Source organism: Dehalobacter sp. 12DCB1, from assembly GCF_004343605.1.
Lineage (GTDB): Bacteria > Bacillota > Desulfitobacteriia > Desulfitobacteriales > Syntrophobotulaceae > Dehalobacter.
The window spans coordinates 268,434-284,987 of the sequence record NZ_POSF01000014.1 but is presented as its reverse complement, the minus strand read 5'-3'; the positions used below and the strand labels follow the sequence as shown (position 1 = coordinate 284,987).

At 41.7% G+C, this 16,554-nt stretch carries 19 protein-coding genes; 13 read left to right on the top strand and 6 right to left on the bottom strand.

Going from position 1 to position 16,554, the window contains the following annotated elements; all coding sequences use genetic code 11:
* Positions 1–3: 3 nt before the first annotated feature.
* Positions 4–375, top strand: coding sequence for a TnpV protein (locus C1I38_RS08285; RefSeq protein ID WP_119774596.1), 372 nt, complete (start codon positions 4–6; stop codon positions 373–375).
* Between the two features lie 36 nt (positions 376–411).
* On the opposite strand, the gene C1I38_RS08280 is transcribed toward C1I38_RS08285, so the two are convergent.
* Positions 412–657, bottom strand: a complete 246-nt coding sequence (locus C1I38_RS08280; protein WP_119774530.1) for an XRE family transcriptional regulator — start codon at positions 655–657, stop codon at positions 412–414.
* A gap of 112 nt (positions 658–769) precedes the next feature.
* On the opposite strand from C1I38_RS08280, the gene C1I38_RS08275 reads away from it, so the two are divergent.
* From C1I38_RS08275 to C1I38_RS08235, 8 genes are all read left to right on the top strand, one after another.
* A complete protein-coding gene (locus C1I38_RS08275; RefSeq protein ID WP_119774529.1) occupies positions 770–1,240 on the top strand; it encodes an SLOG family protein in 471 nt (156 codons plus the stop codon).
* 100 nt (positions 1,241–1,340) lie between these two features.
* Positions 1,341–1,520 carry a helix-turn-helix domain-containing protein gene (locus C1I38_RS08270; RefSeq protein WP_119774528.1) on the top strand — a complete coding sequence of 60 codons (180 nt, stop codon included), beginning with the start codon at positions 1,341–1,343 and terminating at the stop codon, positions 1,518–1,520.
* A gap of 365 nt (positions 1,521–1,885) precedes the next feature.
* Positions 1,886–3,889, top strand: a complete 2,004-nt coding sequence (locus C1I38_RS08265) for an ATP-binding protein (protein ID WP_119774527.1) — start codon at positions 1,886–1,888, stop codon at positions 3,887–3,889.
* A gap of 2 nt (positions 3,890–3,891) precedes the next feature.
* The gene (locus tag C1I38_RS08260; RefSeq protein WP_119774526.1) at positions 3,892–6,417 is read left to right on the top strand and encodes a site-specific DNA-methyltransferase; all 2,526 of its coding nucleotides are present in this window, start codon (positions 3,892–3,894) and stop codon (positions 6,415–6,417) included.
* Positions 6,417–9,230 (top strand): DEAD/DEAH box helicase family protein, encoded by a 2,814-nt coding sequence (locus tag C1I38_RS08255; RefSeq protein ID WP_132102122.1) that lies wholly within the window; start codon positions 6,417–6,419, stop codon positions 9,228–9,230. Before C1I38_RS08260 ends, C1I38_RS08255 begins: the two co-directional genes overlap by 1 nt.
* 218 nt (positions 9,231–9,448) lie before the next feature.
* Complete coding sequence (locus C1I38_RS08245; protein ID WP_348980870.1) at positions 9,449–9,928, top strand: BRO family protein; 480 nt, start codon at positions 9,449–9,451, stop codon at positions 9,926–9,928.
* 158 nt (positions 9,929–10,086) lie between these two features.
* Entirely contained in the window at positions 10,087–10,464 is a 378-nt protein-coding gene (locus C1I38_RS08240; protein ID WP_119774523.1) for an addiction module toxin RelE, read from the top strand.
* A complete protein-coding gene (locus tag C1I38_RS08235) occupies positions 10,457–11,545 on the top strand; it encodes a HigA family addiction module antitoxin (protein ID WP_243103611.1) in 1,089 nt (362 codons plus the stop codon). Before C1I38_RS08240 ends, C1I38_RS08235 begins: the two co-directional genes overlap by 8 nt.
* Positions 11,546–11,856: 311 nt before the next feature.
* On the opposite strand, the gene C1I38_RS08230 is transcribed toward C1I38_RS08235, so the two are convergent.
* From C1I38_RS08230 to C1I38_RS08210, 5 genes are read right to left on the bottom strand one after another with little or no spacing between them, the layout of a single operon-like run.
* A complete protein-coding gene (locus tag C1I38_RS08230; protein WP_131929995.1) occupies positions 11,857–13,044 on the bottom strand; it encodes a site-specific integrase in 1,188 nt (395 codons plus the stop codon).
* Positions 13,045–13,094: 50 nt separating this feature from the next.
* Positions 13,095–13,667, bottom strand: coding sequence for a hypothetical protein (locus C1I38_RS08225; RefSeq protein WP_131929993.1), 573 nt, complete (start codon positions 13,665–13,667; stop codon positions 13,095–13,097).
* The gene (locus C1I38_RS08220; protein ID WP_131929991.1) at positions 13,664–14,035 is read right to left on the bottom strand and encodes a hypothetical protein; all 372 of its coding nucleotides are present in this window, start codon (positions 14,033–14,035) and stop codon (positions 13,664–13,666) included. Before C1I38_RS08220 ends, C1I38_RS08225 begins: the two co-directional genes overlap by 4 nt.
* A gap of 16 nt (positions 14,036–14,051) precedes the next feature.
* Positions 14,052–14,483: an ImmA/IrrE family metallo-endopeptidase gene (locus C1I38_RS08215; protein WP_131929989.1), complete on the bottom strand. Its 432-nt coding sequence runs from the start codon at positions 14,481–14,483 to the stop codon at positions 14,052–14,054.
* A 13-nt stretch (positions 14,484–14,496) separates the two neighbouring features.
* Positions 14,497–14,928, bottom strand: coding sequence for a helix-turn-helix transcriptional regulator (locus C1I38_RS08210; protein WP_243109300.1), 432 nt, complete (start codon positions 14,926–14,928; stop codon positions 14,497–14,499).
* A gap of 157 nt (positions 14,929–15,085) precedes the next feature.
* On the opposite strand from C1I38_RS08210, the gene C1I38_RS08205 reads away from it, so the two are divergent.
* From C1I38_RS08205 to C1I38_RS08190, 4 genes are all read left to right on the top strand, one after another.
* A complete protein-coding gene (locus C1I38_RS08205; RefSeq protein WP_131929987.1) occupies positions 15,086–15,289 on the top strand; it encodes an XRE family transcriptional regulator in 204 nt (67 codons plus the stop codon).
* A gap of 75 nt (positions 15,290–15,364) precedes the next feature.
* Positions 15,365–15,844: a helix-turn-helix transcriptional regulator gene (locus tag C1I38_RS08200; protein ID WP_131929985.1), complete on the top strand. Its 480-nt coding sequence runs from the start codon at positions 15,365–15,367 to the stop codon at positions 15,842–15,844.
* Between the two features lie 12 nt (positions 15,845–15,856).
* Positions 15,857–16,060 carry a transcriptional regulator gene (locus C1I38_RS08195; RefSeq protein WP_131929983.1) on the top strand — a complete coding sequence of 68 codons (204 nt, stop codon included), beginning with the start codon at positions 15,857–15,859 and terminating at the stop codon, positions 16,058–16,060.
* A gap of 29 nt (positions 16,061–16,089) precedes the next feature.
* The gene (locus tag C1I38_RS08190) at positions 16,090–16,452 is read left to right on the top strand and encodes a hypothetical protein (RefSeq protein ID WP_131929981.1); all 363 of its coding nucleotides are present in this window, start codon (positions 16,090–16,092) and stop codon (positions 16,450–16,452) included.
* The last annotated feature ends 102 nt before the right edge of the window (positions 16,453–16,554 follow it).

Here is a 16,554-nt window from a genome sequence, read left to right as displayed (position 1 = left end):
AATATGAAAAAGCATATCACAGATAAGAAAATAGGTATTAGCTATACCCGAAACGGAGATTACCATATTTCCGGTTTGGATTCACAAAAACAGGAATATGAAATCGGGAGATTCGGTAGAGAACATTTGAAATATCTAAAAGAAAATCAGCCGATGATTTATACTGAATTCCTTTTTTCTGGACGGCTCAATGCCTACTTACACGAAGTTGACATTAAAGCTCTGGAGATGTATGGAAGGCTAGTCAGAGAATATTCCTTGCAACAGGGGGTAACCGAGCAGCTCAAGGCCGAAAATCAGATGGAATGGGTCGGGAGAATGAACAATATTCGAAATGCAGTTGATGAAATAGTCAGGGATGAAATAAATGGTTAATAAAAAGAAGGGTTTGCCATGATGCAAGCCCTTCTTTCACCCTCTACCTAAAAGCCAGTCTACAGAAACCATTAATATATCTGCCAGAGCGTTCAATTCCAAATCAGAAACGGGGCGCTTTTGCCCTTCCAGGAGGGAAAGTGCCGGAATGCTGATGTCAATTCCTGCTGCTTGCAGTTTCGTAAGAAGCTCAACTTGCTTCATTCCAAGGTTTTCACGCGCCTTCGTCACATGAGCGCCAATCATATTTCGGTCGCCAAGCGGTAATTGTCGTTTTTTCAAACATACACCCCCTATGTAAAGTATATCCAATATGGGACTTGATATATTTGGTATTACCAAATATAATTTATATATTTGGGGACACCAAATATAAACTGAAAGAGGATATTGTATGAAAATTAAGACCTGCTGCTTCTCCGGGGATAACAAACTACCAAGTAACAGGATTAAACAAATAGTTAAACGCCTTGACCTTGAGATAGACTGCCTCATCAGCCAAGGTGTAACGGACTTTATTACGGTAGGAACACTCGGTTTTGACCAGCTTGCCGCATCCTTCATTATTATAAAAAAAGAAATGGGGCAAGATATTAGATTGATATTCGCATTACCATGCAAAAATCAGGACGCGTTTTGGAATGTAGAGCAAAAAGGACTTTATCGCAATTTGATTGCAGAAGCTGACGAAGTCATCTACGTGTCTGAAGAGTATAATGATTGGTGCATAAAAAAATGTAATCGGTACATTGTCGATCGGTCCTTGTTTTGTATCTGCGCGCAGCTTAATACCTTTAGCGGAACGAATCAGACTGTTAGATATGCGAGGCAAAAGGGTCTAAGGGTTATCAATGTAGCGGAGTAGTTTATGTATCTTTCCATATATTGCTATTTTTTTATTGTCTATATTTCGCTTCTGCGATATACTAAAATTAATACCACAATATTTCGAGGAGACTCTCAAAATGGATGGGATAACAACGAAAAAAGCCGCAGAAAAATGGGGTATTACACCTCGCCAGGTGCAGCTGCTTTGTGCCCAAGGCCGTATACCCGGAGCGGTTCGTTTCGGGAATGCATGGGTAATTCCTGTTGATGCGCAAAAACCGAAAGATGGCCGAGGAAAGAAAAACCGCGGAAGATAATTAAAATACAGAAAATTAATAGAGAGTGCGCAAGTATGATAATAGGAGAACTGAAAAATATAGTTGATAGATAAACAGTAAGGCCTTTTAAGTGAGGAAGAAGCACACGCAGCTTCGCTACAACACCGGCCAGAGGAAGTTGAGTGTATACTTAGTATATTTAAGAGCTGTCGGAGGATCTGAGCTTATAAATCCGAGGAATGGATCGTCATGGATCTGATAAGGCCGTTTATTTAAATTGATTTTAGGAAATCGAGCGGAATCTTGGGAAGTATATGGAGATAAAAAGGAGCTAACAAAAGGCAATTTCCAGAAATTCTGGTATATTCTTTAGACTGAAATAGAAAGATATAGGAGGTTTAGAGATGGCCTATCAGTCGTTACAGCTAAATATGACCCCGGAACTTTTTGACCGTAGCATAAAAGGTTCCCCGAAGGATGCCGTTAAAGAACTCATTTGGAATTCTTGTGATGCCGATGCAAAGAACATTGATGTTTCATTTGAAATCGATACCTTTTTGGGAACAGAAAATGTTACCGCTGTTATCGTTAAGGATAATGGAACCGGTATTCCTTTCGAGAGATTTCAGGATGTTTTTGGCCGATATGGTAGTTCTGATAAGACATATAGCAACAAAAGCCCGGGTGGTCGAGTATACCACGGAAAGCTTGGGCAAGGAAGATATAAATGTTTTGCTATCGGCTCTTTCATAAAATGGAAAACTGTGTATCAAGCGTCTGATGCGAAAAAATACAGTTATGAAATCAGCATTAACTCCGGGGCTAGATTGAGCGTAGAATTTAGTGAGAAGCCGGAGCTTGTTAACTATCATGTAAACACAGGGACTATCGCAACGATAACGGGAATTCATGAAGAAAGCGTTGGTGCGATTTCAAAATTAGCTGATAATCAGATTATGATTTCCGATATTTTATCTACTTTTGCTCCTTATCTTTTAGCGTATAACGACGTTTCCTTAAAATATAACGGTATAAAGATTGAGCCTGAGCATTTGATAAAGAAGCGCGATAAACGCGATTTTGTCTATGAATATGAAGAGAAAGGAAAAGAGAGTATTCTAGCCAAGGCTGTGGCAATATGTTGGAAAGAGTCTGACTTTAGTAAACTATATATATGCGGTGAATCAGGCGTGGTTTTTGACGAGCAGGATTATTCTACATTGCAAAAGAATGATACATCAATCTATTTACTTAGTAGCTATTATGAAAAGATGCATCAAGATAACACCCTCGGTTTAGGGAAGATCGATCCTGTATACGACTATTTTGACAATGAGGTTCGGATATTTGCTCGTGAGTTCACGCAAGACCAAGAAGTAGACGATGCTACTGCGGAAATTATTAAGATTAAGGAAGAAGACATATATCCATATCAATCGGAACCATCAGATGAAATGACTAAGATTGAGCAAAGCGTATTCGATGTATTTGCAGTAGAGATAAATCGAGCGGTTCCTCAACTAAGGACAACAAATAAACAAACAAAAAAGCTTACTTATCGTCTCATCAAAGAAGCAATTAACACCAATCCGTCCAGTATTCAAACCATCCTAACGGAAGTCTTCAATCTATCGCAGCAACAACAGGATGATTTGGCAGAACTGCTGAACCATACTACTCTTCCGGCGATTATTGATACGGCAAAAACTGTTGGAGATCGGCTGACATTTATATATACTCTTGAACAGATGGTATATAATGATTCGATAGGAAAGCCTATCAAAGAACGAACTCAGTTCCATAAAATCCTACTTAAAGAGTTGTGGATATTCGGAGAAAAGTATTATCTTGGGACATCGGATATCTCTTTGAAAAACCTTCTATATGAACATATTGAAGTTTTGGGTAGGAGCGATCTTATTCCTGAAATCCCCTCAGAAGCGACAGAGGATTTATCACGAATTCCTGATATTTGTTTGTTTCAGCAATCGTGTCCCGACTATGAATGTTACGAGCATTTAGTTATTGAACTTAAACGTCCAACATTAACACTTACACTTAAGGAACTTGATCAAATTCGGGATTATGCATTAACTGTGGCAAAAAATCCGTTGTTTGATAAAGCAACTACTAAGTGGCACTTTTTTTTATTGGGGCAAAAATTCAATGAAGATGTCACTGAAACGTTAAAAAATCAGGTAATCGGAGAAGGAAATTATTATAATGCAGGAAACATATCAATTTCAGTTCTAAAATGGTCTTCAGTAATACAAAAAAATAAGTTTAGATATGAGTTTTTGAAGAAGAAGCTTAATTATGAAGTAAGCAATGATCCTAACTTTACGATGGATTATTTACTTTCAAAACATGCAGAACTTTTCTCCAAATTGAATAAGGAGGCAAAATAATTATGGCACGTTCAAAGAAAAAGCTACTCAGTGATGCCGAAGTAGCAAAAATGCGAGACGTAGAAGCATACACTCATGATGATAAACAGAGGACCAACAACCCTCCAGTAGGAATGGCTCAGTATGACAAGCAGGCTGAGGTAACACGAACCTATCAGTTTGACCCTCATCTAAATCCTACTCTACAATGGGCAGGTAAGGCAGAGGGGGTTTCTTTTGATGTGCCTACTTCCTCCATACATATTCATGAATCTATCAAGCCGCACAAAATTATCCGGTCTGTACAGACTATTGGAGATGAATATGAAGAAATTCAAATGAGTTTGTTCGAAAGTCCAATGGAAAGAATGCGCCGCCGCAGAGATGCTATTGAATTTTATCAGCATAAGGATAAATGGACAAACCGACTAATTGCAGGAGATAGCCTTGTAATTATGAACTCCATGTTGGAAAAAGAGGGCATGGCCGGACAAGTACAGATGGTTTACATAGATCCGCCATATGGCATCAAATATGGCTCCAATTTCCAACCATTTGTGGATAAACGAGATGTTAAAGACAAGAAAGATGAAGACTTGACGCAAGAACCGGAAATGATCAAAGCCTTTAGGGATACATGGGAGTTAGGAATCCATTCCTATCTTACTTATCTGCGTAACCGTTTATTGTTGTCACGAGAATTATTAGATGATTCAGGTAGCGTATTTGTCCAGATTAGTGATGAGAATTTAAATTATGTTCGAGACTTGTTAGAAGAAATTTTTGGCCGTGAGAATTTCTGCGCTCAAATAGTTTTTAAAAAAACTTCTGGTCAGGCAACAAATATTGTAGCAGGAGTATGTGATTATCTGGTCTGGTTTGCGAAAGATAAAACTAGAATCAAAAGTAGGCTCATATATAATATCTTAGGCGACGATGTTTCAGATTCATCGTATAACTGTATAGAGCTACCAAATGGCTCGTGGCGAAGATTAACAAAGGACGAATTATTAGGAAAAGCAGTAATGCCTACTGGTCATCGATTTAGAACTGCAAATCTTACTTCTCAAGGAACTTCTGAAGAAGGCTCTCAGCCTTATAATTTCCAGGGCAAAACATATTTCCCATCGTCAGGAACACATTGGAAGCCTGGTACGAAAAAGTTGTCTTCGCTTGAAAAGGCTGGTCGCCTGATAGGCATTGGAAGCACTCTAGCATATAAACGTTATATTGATGATTTTCCTGTAGTGGCCTTAAATAATATTTGGGCAGATACTGTTCAGAGTACTTTTTCAACAGAAAATATCTATGTTGTCCAAACATATACAAAAGTAATTCAGCGTTGCATTCTGATGACTACTGATCCCGGCGATCTCGTGCTGGACATTACCAGCGGCAGTGGCACCACCGCTTATGTTGCTGAACAATGGGGGCGTCGTTGGATCACATGTGATACATCTCGCGTTGCCATTACACTTGCAAAACAACGATTAATGACAGCAACATTTGATTACTATAAACTTGCACACACGGAACAAGGCGTTGGAAGCGGTTTTATCTACAAAACTGTGCCGCATATTACCTTGAAATCCATTGCGAATAATGAACCTCCAGCGCAAGAAATATTGTATGATCAACCGGAGATTGATAAGAAAATAGTCCGAATTACTGGTCCATTTACGGTGGAGGCTCTGCCGGCGCCTGTAGTAAAACCGCTTGATAATGTAGGCGACCTTGATAATATCGATACAGGAACAAAGCAGACAGATTGGCGTGATGAACTGCTAGTTGCCGGAATCCTAGGCAGAAATGGTGCAAAAATCGAGTTCTTCCGGGTTGAACCATTAGCCGGTACCAAGTTTCTACAAGCAGAAGCGGAGACGAAGGAGGATAAACCCCGTCGAGCTGTGATTTGTTTTGCTGGCGAGACGAAACCGTTGGATTCACGGATGGTGGCTATGGCGCTGGACGAAGCGCAGGAACTACGCCCTGCTCCCAAATTGATCATCTTCGCAGCATTCCAGTTTGATCCCGAAGCAGCCAAAGATATTGATGATTTGAAATGGCCGGACGTTACATTGCTGAAAGTTCAAATGAACACCGATTTGATGACCGATGACTTAAAGAAAAAACGGTCTTCCAATCAAAGCTTCTGGTTGGTCGGGCAACCGGATATCGAGCTGATTGCTGATGGACGAAGTAAAAATCACTATAAAGTACGAGTCAACGGCTTTGATTATTATGATGTAAAAAACGGTATTGTTGAATCGGGTAGTACAGGGCGCATAGCCATGTGGATGTTGGATACGGATTATGATGGGATGTGTATTGAACCAAAACAGGTATTTTTTCCGATGGGCGGGAAAAAAGATGGATGGAATAAGCTAGCTAGGACTTTGAAGGCGGAAATTGACCAGGAGTTAATTGAAAAATACGCGGGTAATGAATCCTTGTGGTTCACTGTCCAGCCAAATTCACAGATTGCAGTAAAAATTATTGATGACCGTGGTATCGAAAGTTTAAAGGTAATAAAGGTAGGTGACCAGTAATGGCTGGCATTGACCAACTTATTATCAATTCTGCTTTCTGTGAACCGACACATCATTGGAAATACAATCTTAATTCTCAGACCTTTAAGCGTGAACAGGGACGTCGTCCTGCTGGTTATTTTATCGCCGGGCAAGGTACCAATCAGTATAATGATATAGGTCAGTTTATCGAACTTCCCTTGGTTAATAAAATTCGTCCACGCGTAAAAGCTTGGCGCGAGGCAGGATATCCCGGCGTGACTGGGATATCCAAGAAGCTGCTTGAGCATTGGAATGATCAAACAGCCAGACAGTATCAATTTTTCTATTGTCAGCTTGATGCTATGGAAACATTGATTTGGCTTGTCGAAGCGCCGGATGTAGAAAAAGTCGGTATTGAAATCAAAGGAGACGGCGGTCTGTTCCAACGTATTTGTACTAAACTTTGTACTGGCGGCGGTAAAACTACAGTCATGGCTATGCTGATTACATGGATGATCTGCAACAAAGTAACCTATCCGAAGGACAAGCGGTTCAGCAAGAATGTTTTCATTGTTGCGCCGGGTCTTACGGTTAGAAGCCGCTTAAGAGTATTATTGACCGGCGGCGAAGATAATTATTATATACAGTTTAATGTCGTCCCGGTCGGGCTGATGGATAAGCTTCGCCAAGGGAAAGTATTGATTACAAATTGGCAGGCCTTAGCTTGGGATGATGAGGAATCGATTAGAAAGCGTAAAAGCGTGGATAAGCGCGGAATAAAAAGTGACGAGGCTTATACGCGTGAAGTACTGGGTGAGATAGCTAATGCCCAGAATATTCTTGTAATCAATGACGAGGCGCATCATGCCTGGCGTTGGAATCCTGAGATAAAAACCAAACTGACCAAAGAGGAAAAAGAAGCAGAGCGAGAGGCCACCATTTGGATCAGTGGCCTTGATCGAATCCATAAGACCCGCCGTATTTTAACTTGCTATGATTTTTCCGCCACACCATTCGCACCGTCCGGTAAGAAGAATGACGAAGAGGCTTTATTCAGTTGGATCGTCAGCGATTTCGGACTTAATGACGGCATTGAATCCGGTCTCGTAAAAACCCCCCGGGTTGTGGTACGCGATGATGGCACTCCGGATGCGAAAACATTCAGATCGAGATTATATCATATCTATGTAGATGAAACAGTGAGAGATGATATCAATCGCTCGGTCAAAGAAGACGAACCCCTGCCGGATCTTATTACACAGGCATATTATTTATTAGGGAAAGACTGGCTGGAGCTTTATAAAGACTGGAAGGGTGCAGGCGAAACTGTGCCGCCTGTAATGATAACGGTTGCCAATCGTACCGAGACAGCAGCGCGTATTAAATATGCATTTGACCACAAACGTATCCCGGTGGAAGAACTTTGTATTCCTGAACTGACCATTCATATTGATTCCAAGACGATGGACTCGGCAGAAGGAATTGAGGTTGAATCTGATTCGGTAGTTACCAATGAAGACGGCGAATCTGAAGAAGAGAGCGGAACAAAGAAACTAAGCAAAAAAGAAGCAGCCGCCATTTTACGGGACACTGTGGACACAGTTGGTCAGCGTGGAAAGCGTGGCGAGCAAATCCGCAATGTTATTTCTGTCGGTATGTTGTCCGAGGGCTGGGATGCAAAGACAGTTACGCATATTCTGGGTTTAAGAGCATTTTCAAGCCAGCTGTTATGTGAACAGGTGGTTGGTCGCGGTCTGCGCAGGACATCCTATGATCGGGCAGACGGCAGTGATATGTTCACTGCTGAATACGTTAATATCTTCGGTATTCCATTTACTTTCCTACCTCATGAATCCGATGAAAGTGGACCAGGACCTACTCCCCCGCCCAAGACACAGATTGAAGCTTTAAAAGATAAAGTCAAATACCAGATAGAGTGGCCCAATATCCTGCGTTTGGATCGGGAGTTCAAGCCGAAACTTTCAGTGGATTTGGATAATATTGATACATTGGAACTTAAAGCTGAAGATACGCGGCTGCGGGCTGACCTTGCGCCGATTATTGAGGGTAAGACGGACTTGATGAAGTGTACGGAAATCGACCTGCAAAAACTCGATGCAGAACTTCGCATGCAGAGAATAATCTTTGAGACGGCAGGTCAGGTCTATGACCTTATGAAATCATCATGGAAAAGTGGAGGCACAAAGTTTGCATTATTGGGTCAGGTGATACGGCTTGTGGAAGATTTCCTGAAGTCCGGTGCAATCGTCATTAATCCTCCGTTGTTCAATACAGATCCTGTACGTAAACGCATTCTTTATATGATGAGTATGAACAAGATTGTGCAGCACCTTTGGAGTTTCATTAAACTGGAGCAGACTGAGAAAATTGTACCAGTTTTTGATCCAGGCAAAAAGGTTCGCAGCACCGGCGATATGATAACCTGGTACACCAGCAAACCTTGCTTTATTACAAAAAAATCCCACATTAGTCATTGTGTTTTTGACAGCGCATGGGAAGCAACAGAGAGTTATATATTGGAGAAAAATCCTCACGTAGTGGCATGGGTCAAAAACGATCATCTTGGTTTTGAAATTGTCTACATATTTGATGGTGTGGTTCGGAAATACACACCTGATTTTCTGATAAAGCTGGACAATGGGAGGATGCTGATTCTGGAGACAAAGGGGCAGGAACCCCGCCGAGATAAAGAAAAAAGAAAAGCATTGACAGAGTGGGTTGAAGCAATAAACGGCCTTGGCGATTACGGTGAATGGTATAATGATGTGTCCTATAATGTTACAGATGTTGATGGAGTAATTGCAAAATATTGTCATACAATTTCTCTGTAAAACTGCATCTCAATATATAAATATCGATAACTTCCTGCTGGTTATACAAAAATATACCGAAATTAACGAGCTAAATTCGCAAATCCTCAACGAGCTGATACAAAAGATTGTGGTATACGAAAAGTCAGATAATCCTGGCGGAAGCAAGAGTAAGAGGATGGATATCTCATGAGGAAATTTATTTCCGTAATATGGAGGATTGAATATGTCGAACTTAAATGCTGAGGAATAATAAATCGTTTGAAAGCATTAAGCATATTCGGGAAAGTGGGAACGAATTTTGGTATGCTCGTGAACTTGCAAAGGTTCTGGATTATACAGAGTGGCGTAATTTTCAGAAGGTAATTGATCGGGCCATACTTGCCTGCAAAAACAGTGGTTTAAGCGTTTTAGACCATTTTGTTGAGGTCAACAAAATGGTCGAGATCGGTAGTTTAACTCAAAGAAAAGTCAAAGATTATGAACTTACTCGATATGCATGTTATTTGACTGTTCAAAACGGCGATCCGAGAAAAGAAATAATTGCTTTGGGCCAAACATATTTCGCTATACAGACACGCCGCCAGGAAGTTCAGGATGCCTTTAATCATCTTGATGAAAATAATAAACGATTAGTTGTTCGCGGAAACGTCAAACAGTGGAATCAGCTTTTTGCTGAAGCAGCGCATAATGCCGGTGTGTGTTGTTTAATCGGTTGATTTTTCATTTAGCTGGGGTAATGAAATAAATGCCATTATAGCTGAATCTACTTATTTAATGGGTTATAATTTATTTTGAATAGTCGAAATAGTATAACGCAAAAAGGAAAAAAAGTACTTGAAAAACGAAAAAAATTTTACCAAAAAGGTAAAAATATTTGCGTTTTTATAAGGGGTGGAATATAATTAAGATAAAGTATAAGAATAAAAAGATACAGAAGCAATGTACTGATTATTGCTTAGCAAAAAAAGATTTTGGCGTTCAAGTTGCAGAAAAGCTTTTTAGTTTAATTGAATTTATAAATAATGCTTGTAATTTAAACGATGTTGCAGTTATCCCAACACATCATCTGCATCCATTACATGGAGCAAGAAACGGTGAGTTTTCTTTGGATTTAGGCAGAAGATTGGGATGGCGTTTAATTGTTATACCTTTAAACGACGAAGGAAACAAATGGGATACAAACGATATAAGCATTATTTATAAATCAACCTCTGTAATCTTGGTTTTGGAGGTATCAAACCATTATGAGTAAAACTGAATATAAAGAATTAATTGCGTTTCATCCTGGCTATTATTTGAAAGACATTATTGATGATATGGGCATTACGCAAGATGAATTTGCAAAAAGATTAGGTACAACTGGTAAGCATTTAAGCGATTTGCTAAATGGTAAATGCAGTTTATCAAAAGAAATTGCTTTGAATCTTTCAATTATGTTTGGAACGACGCTTGATGTATGGCTTAATCTGCAAAAAACCTATACTGAAAAAGTTCTTGAGATTGAGCGCAGGAAGGCGGAAGATATTGAAGTTGAGTGTGTTAATCTGATTGACTACTCTTTTTTTGTTAATCTAGGTGTTGTACCTAAGACAAGGCTGGCAGCTGATAAAGCAAAAGAGTTATTAAAGTATTTCAAAATATCTTCTTTTGAAGTTTTCAAACAACCGGATTTTCTTGTCAGCTATAGAACTGCGATTCAAACAGTTGGTGAAAAAAATATTATTAATTCAAATGCTTGGGTGCAAACTGCTTTAAACATTGGTAAAGAAATAAAAACAAGTAAATACGATTCCAAAAAGCTAAGAAGTCATTTAGATGAAATAAGGGGTATGACTGTGCAAGACCCAAAAGAGTTTTACCCTAGATTAGTAGAAGTTTTTGCATTATGCGGGGTTGCTTTTGTAGATTTGCCGCATTTAAAGAATTCTGGGGTTAATGGTGCTGTTAAATGGCTTAACAAAGAAAAGGTTATTTTAGCGATTAATGACAGAAGAAAATATTTAGATACTTTTTGGTTTTCCTTGTTTCATGAAATTGGGCACGTGTTACAAGAAAAAATAACAATGTTAATTGTTGGTAGAGATGTGGCAGAGATGGATGAAACAAATAAAGCGTTGGAAGATGAAGCCGACAGATTTGCACAAAATATTTTACTGCCGGAAGAGGCTTTCGCAAAGTTTGTTAATGCTGGGGATTTTTCAGAATGGCATATAAGAGAGTTGGCGGCTAGGATTAATATACATCCAGGTATAATTGTTGGTCGCTTACAGAAGGATAATCATATTGGATTTGATAGATTGAATAGTCTTAAAGGTAAGTATGTTATTGCATAGTTAATAATACAAGCATTCAAACAATTGAACGAGAGGAAATCCGCAATCTCAGAAACTCAAAGAAGAAGCTGATGCTGGACGAATAGAGGTATTTCTGATAACATTTTGATAACAGAAAATCGGCAAGCGCCGGATAATATGGAAAACAGATACAAAAAGCATAAGGAAAAGCATAAATGACTAAACAAATATGTTTAGTAAAAGTTTAGGTTTGCTGAGTGGGAATAACCATAATAAAACCGGAAACCAGCACGAATGCTGGATTTCCGGTTTTATTTTTTTGCCCGTGGCTCTACTTTGGCTCTAATATTTTAAACTACCTTTAAATCGTGGAAAACACGCTCGGCCTGCAGGCTCTCTGCGACCTCTTTTTCGTTGTAGACCTCACCGTCGTCATCGATGGGCGCAGCCCCACGGACAATACCGTTTTTATGCCGGTTTAGCTCCCGAGCGATGTCTTGGCTCTTGCCCGGATAGAGATGGGCATAAGTGCGGTCTACTTCTTCCGGAGTGTCACCGATCCGCTTGGCAATAGCGTGCGTTCGGTATCCCAGCTCGATCAGTAAGGAAGCATGAGAATGTCGCAGGTCATGTACTCGGATTCGTTCGACACCGGCCTTCTCTGCCAGACGGTCCAGCTCCTTATTAAGCGCTGTCTTAGTGAAATAGAATATCCTGTCATCCTTTCCCAGACCGTAGAGGGCGTTCATGTAGTATTTCAGCTCCTGGTAGAGGAAATCCGGCATGGAGACGACCCTGACGCTGTTCTCTGTCTTGGGATCGTCGAAGATGTCCTCCCCGTCCTTGCGCTTGAAAGTTTCGTTGATATCAAGGGATTGGATAGCGTCAAGTACCTTCTTAGGGCTGAGAGCCAGACATTCTCCTTCACGTATGCCTGTCCAATATAGCGTCATGAAAGCGGCATGATAAGCCGGATGCTCTTCACAGGCTATAACCTCATTGAATTGGTCGAGCGTCCAGAACTTCATCTCGTCGGCCCGTTTTTTGCCGATGGCCTTCACCCGGGCGCAGGGATTCTTGGGCAGGTTATAATATTCCACCGCGAAGTTTAGTATAGCACTGAGCTGGCTGTTAATGGAGCGCAGGTATGTCGGTTTATAAGACTTCCCTTCTTTACTTTTCGGGTTTTTCTTCTTCAACATAAGGTTCTGCCAGCGCCGGACATCAGCATTTGTAATCTCGGAAATTATCTTAGCCTTAAAAACCGGCAGTACATGTGTATCAATCATGCTTTTCTTTGTATCCTGGGTAGAACCTCTCACCCGATTCTCGAAATCCTCATAATAAAGATCTACCAGCGACTCAAAGGTCATATTGGGACTTCCACTGACTTTAAGCAAAAATTGTCTTTCAAACTCTTTAGCGTCTCTCTCCAGCTTAAATCCACGTTTTTTCTTCTTATGTTTCACACCTTTCCAGTCGGTATAGTAAAACTGGGCTGTCCAGGTTCCTCGTTCTTCATCCTTAGTAGCCGGCAAAGGATCCACCTCCTTTAATAAAATAGCCCTGCCCCCGAAGGGGTGGGGCCTTAGTTATTTAGCAGCCAATTCAGCTTGTCAATGATTTCCGTATATCGTCTATTTACCTCAACCTCAGGGAGCATGGCGCGGCTGTGGCGCTTTAAATACTCAACACTCTTGCCGGCGTTCTGCCGGGCCAGCTTCCTGCAAGTGATGTTATATCGCTCGTTCAGCGGATAAAGAAAATGAACCTGGACGAATCGACTATCCTCCGCGACTATATATTTTTCCTTCACGGCCGGCTGGTTTTCCTTTTTATATTGAATGGTATAGGGTTTCGAGGCGAGCGCCTGGTCGAAATATTCAATATAGGAATTCCAGCGGTTTAAATAGTCCAGCAGGACCAGGTTCATAGTGATTAGCTTTCGGTCGTAGATTTCGGATTCCAGCTCCGGTATCAAGCCGGAATTATGCTCTATGACACTTTGGGCAAAACCTATAAACTCCAGGCCCTTCTCGTATTCCCGGCTCCGGAGGAAAAACTCGGCTACCCAATTACACAGGGGATAGGAGAGCAGGAGCCTGAGCCCAAGAAATGGGTCTTTAAATTGTGAGATTTGCGCCGCGAGGTTCCCGATCATTTCGTTATTTCCGGGACCCCGTCACCGGTTCTCTTGATCATGGCGATGTTGTAGGGATCACCGGCGTTAACGGTGGCCTTGTCTTTGTAGAACCAAACAATAACATCACGCCATTTGTTATTGTCCAACTTGTTGAACACCCACAGGAGCTGGTTGTCGGAGGCGTCAGCGGCCGCCATGACCCGGAACGAATGGTTTTTCAGATCTGTACCGTAGTCCTGGTCGTTTATGACTTCATATGGGATGCTGTAGTCAGGCGTCGGCGCAGCGGCAGGGTCAGATGCATGCTTAGCTTCCTTAGTGCAGCCGGCTAAGGCCATAAAAGTGAAAATCACAACTACCAAAGCTGTAAACCATCTCGTTTTCATCAGCATTCCTCCCCGGTCAGTATTTTATCTTATATTCCAGCAATTGTTCGGACACTTCCAAGGTTGCAGCTATTTGGCTCAAAACATATCCTTCCAGCAGTTCCGGTTCCAAAGCATTATCAGCAATTAGTAATTCAGCAGCAAACCGATTGGCCTCAGTCTCTATTCGATCAGTTAAAAGGTAGGTGTGGGAATCCAGAAAGACGGCATTGGTTTTTCGGTGAAGGATTGCATGTCCAAGTTCATGCGCGCATACCTGACGTTTAATGACATCCGGAAGATTGATATTAATATGAATTAAGCGCTTTCTAAATTTATATTGATAAATGCCGCGTATACTTCCCAAATCACTGTATCGGATTGAGATATCTAATATTCTGCAAAGCGCAAAAGGGTCATTTGTTTCATGTTTCCGGACAAGTCTTGCTACGACTCTTTTTACGTCCATATACTGGCGCCCGCTACTTCTTAAATTTTTTCGGGGTATATTTTTCTTTCGCCTCTTCTTTAGCGAGAATCATACCCTCTTCGAGTGCGGCCATCACCTTCACCAATGTCTCGTTGTCACTGATTTCCCCGTCAAACGCCATCCCTAAAGAAGTCATCATCAGGCTTTTGATCCGCTTAGACTCTTCTTTTATTTTCTCCATGTCCTTAGAATTAAGGGTCATTTTATACTTCTTCTCTTTCCTTACTTTACTGATGCCAAGAATATAGTCTGCTGATTCGTCGAATATTTCGCTCAGTTTTACAATGGTTTCATCGGTTAGCGGCGTCCGGCCGCTTTCGTATTTTGAGACCGCCGGACCATTGACGTTCAGCCGGTCGCCCAGCTCGGCCTGGGTCCATCCCATCTCCTCGCGGAGTTCTTTAATCCTATTAATATTTACCACCGCCCTTTTAAGGCAATTATAAATTATCCTAATAGGAAAAATAAAATATTCTTCCTAACTGGAAAATTTCTTATGTAAAACGGTTGACAACTTTCCAAATAGGAAAGTATAATTAAATTATCCTACTAAGATATACCAATAAGGGAGGGATATTGAAGTGCTTATCGGTCTCCGAAATGCCCGGCTTGATAAAAAAGTTCCTGCCAGGAAACTCGCTGATCTGCTTGAACTCAAAACAGAAGCGGCTTACTACAAAAAAGAGACGGAAGCAGTTCCGACGACAGTTCGCGAAGGTGAAAAGCTCGCGAGATTTCTTGGTAAAACGATGGATGAGCTTTTTTGTGCCGAAAAATCTTCCTAATAGGAATTTTAATAGATTAAACTTTCCGAACGGGAAGATTTGAAATCATTATAAGGCAAGAAGTAGGTGAAATATATGCCAAGAAAAGCCACAAAAGCTGCTGATAGCGTGTATTATCTCGCACGAATCGAGGCCGCTGCGTGCAACGACAAATTAAATAGCCGGGAAGGCGCTGCGGAGATCATCGGCATCGACCGCACCAGGCTCGCCCGCATTGAACTCGGTAGCCTTGATCCGTATCCGGAAGAGGTCATGCTGATGGCCGACGCTTACAACGCCCCGGAGCTCGGTAATCATTTCTGCTCTTGCCAGTGTCCGCTCGGCCGGCACACAGTGCCGCAAATTGAGCTGGCGGAGCTGGACCGGTTAACACTGCAGGTGCTGTCGGCCTTTCAGCGGGTGACAACTATCAAGGACACACTGCTGGATATCGCCTCCGACGGCGTGATTGAGGACAAGGAGCGGCCCCAGCTCGATCAGGTTCTGGGAGCCCTCGACCTTATCTCCAAGAACGCCCAGTCCCTTAGGCTTTGGGCTGAGAAAAACATCAAGTGAGGAGGAATACAAATGGCATTTTATACGGTTAACGATGTGATGGCCCTGCTTGATGTCTCCCGGTCGAAGGCTTACAAAATCATTCAGGACCTGAATAAGGAGCTTAAAAAGAAGGGGTATATCACGGTCGCCGGCAAGGTGCCGAAGAAGTTTTTCCGTGAGAAGTTCTACTGCGATGCAGAAGATATTCCGGAGCCGGTCGCGATGGCCAACTGACCGGAAAGTAACCAGAGGGGGAGCGAACAATGCATGAAAGCCAAATGTGTCAAATGCCTTCGAATGTGGAACATCAGCATACTAAGCAAAATTCCAAAGGAAGGGTACATATGCCCTTACTGCACGTCAAAAAGCGAGCCATTAAAAAGGCCGTTGCCAAGGCCGTCCTATTCCTTGTCAAAGTAGGAATATCATTGTTTGCGGCCTGGCTTATTTCTTTATGGGCTATCCCAGCAGCATACGCCGAGAGAGGATATTCCGCTGTTGGCGGAGAGTGGATGCTTATTCTGTCCGCTGGCGCCCTGACATTCTGGGCGGTTACCAGGTGGCTTGATATAAGGATTAAAAAATGGAGAAGGAGGTCCAGAAATGCTGTACAGAATCTGCCCTAACTGCGGATCCGCACTCGACCCTGGTGAAAAGTGCGACTGTGAGGGTAAAACCTTACAGCCCGTAAATCAGGAGCCTAGGCGCTTGTCGCCTTACGACAGGAC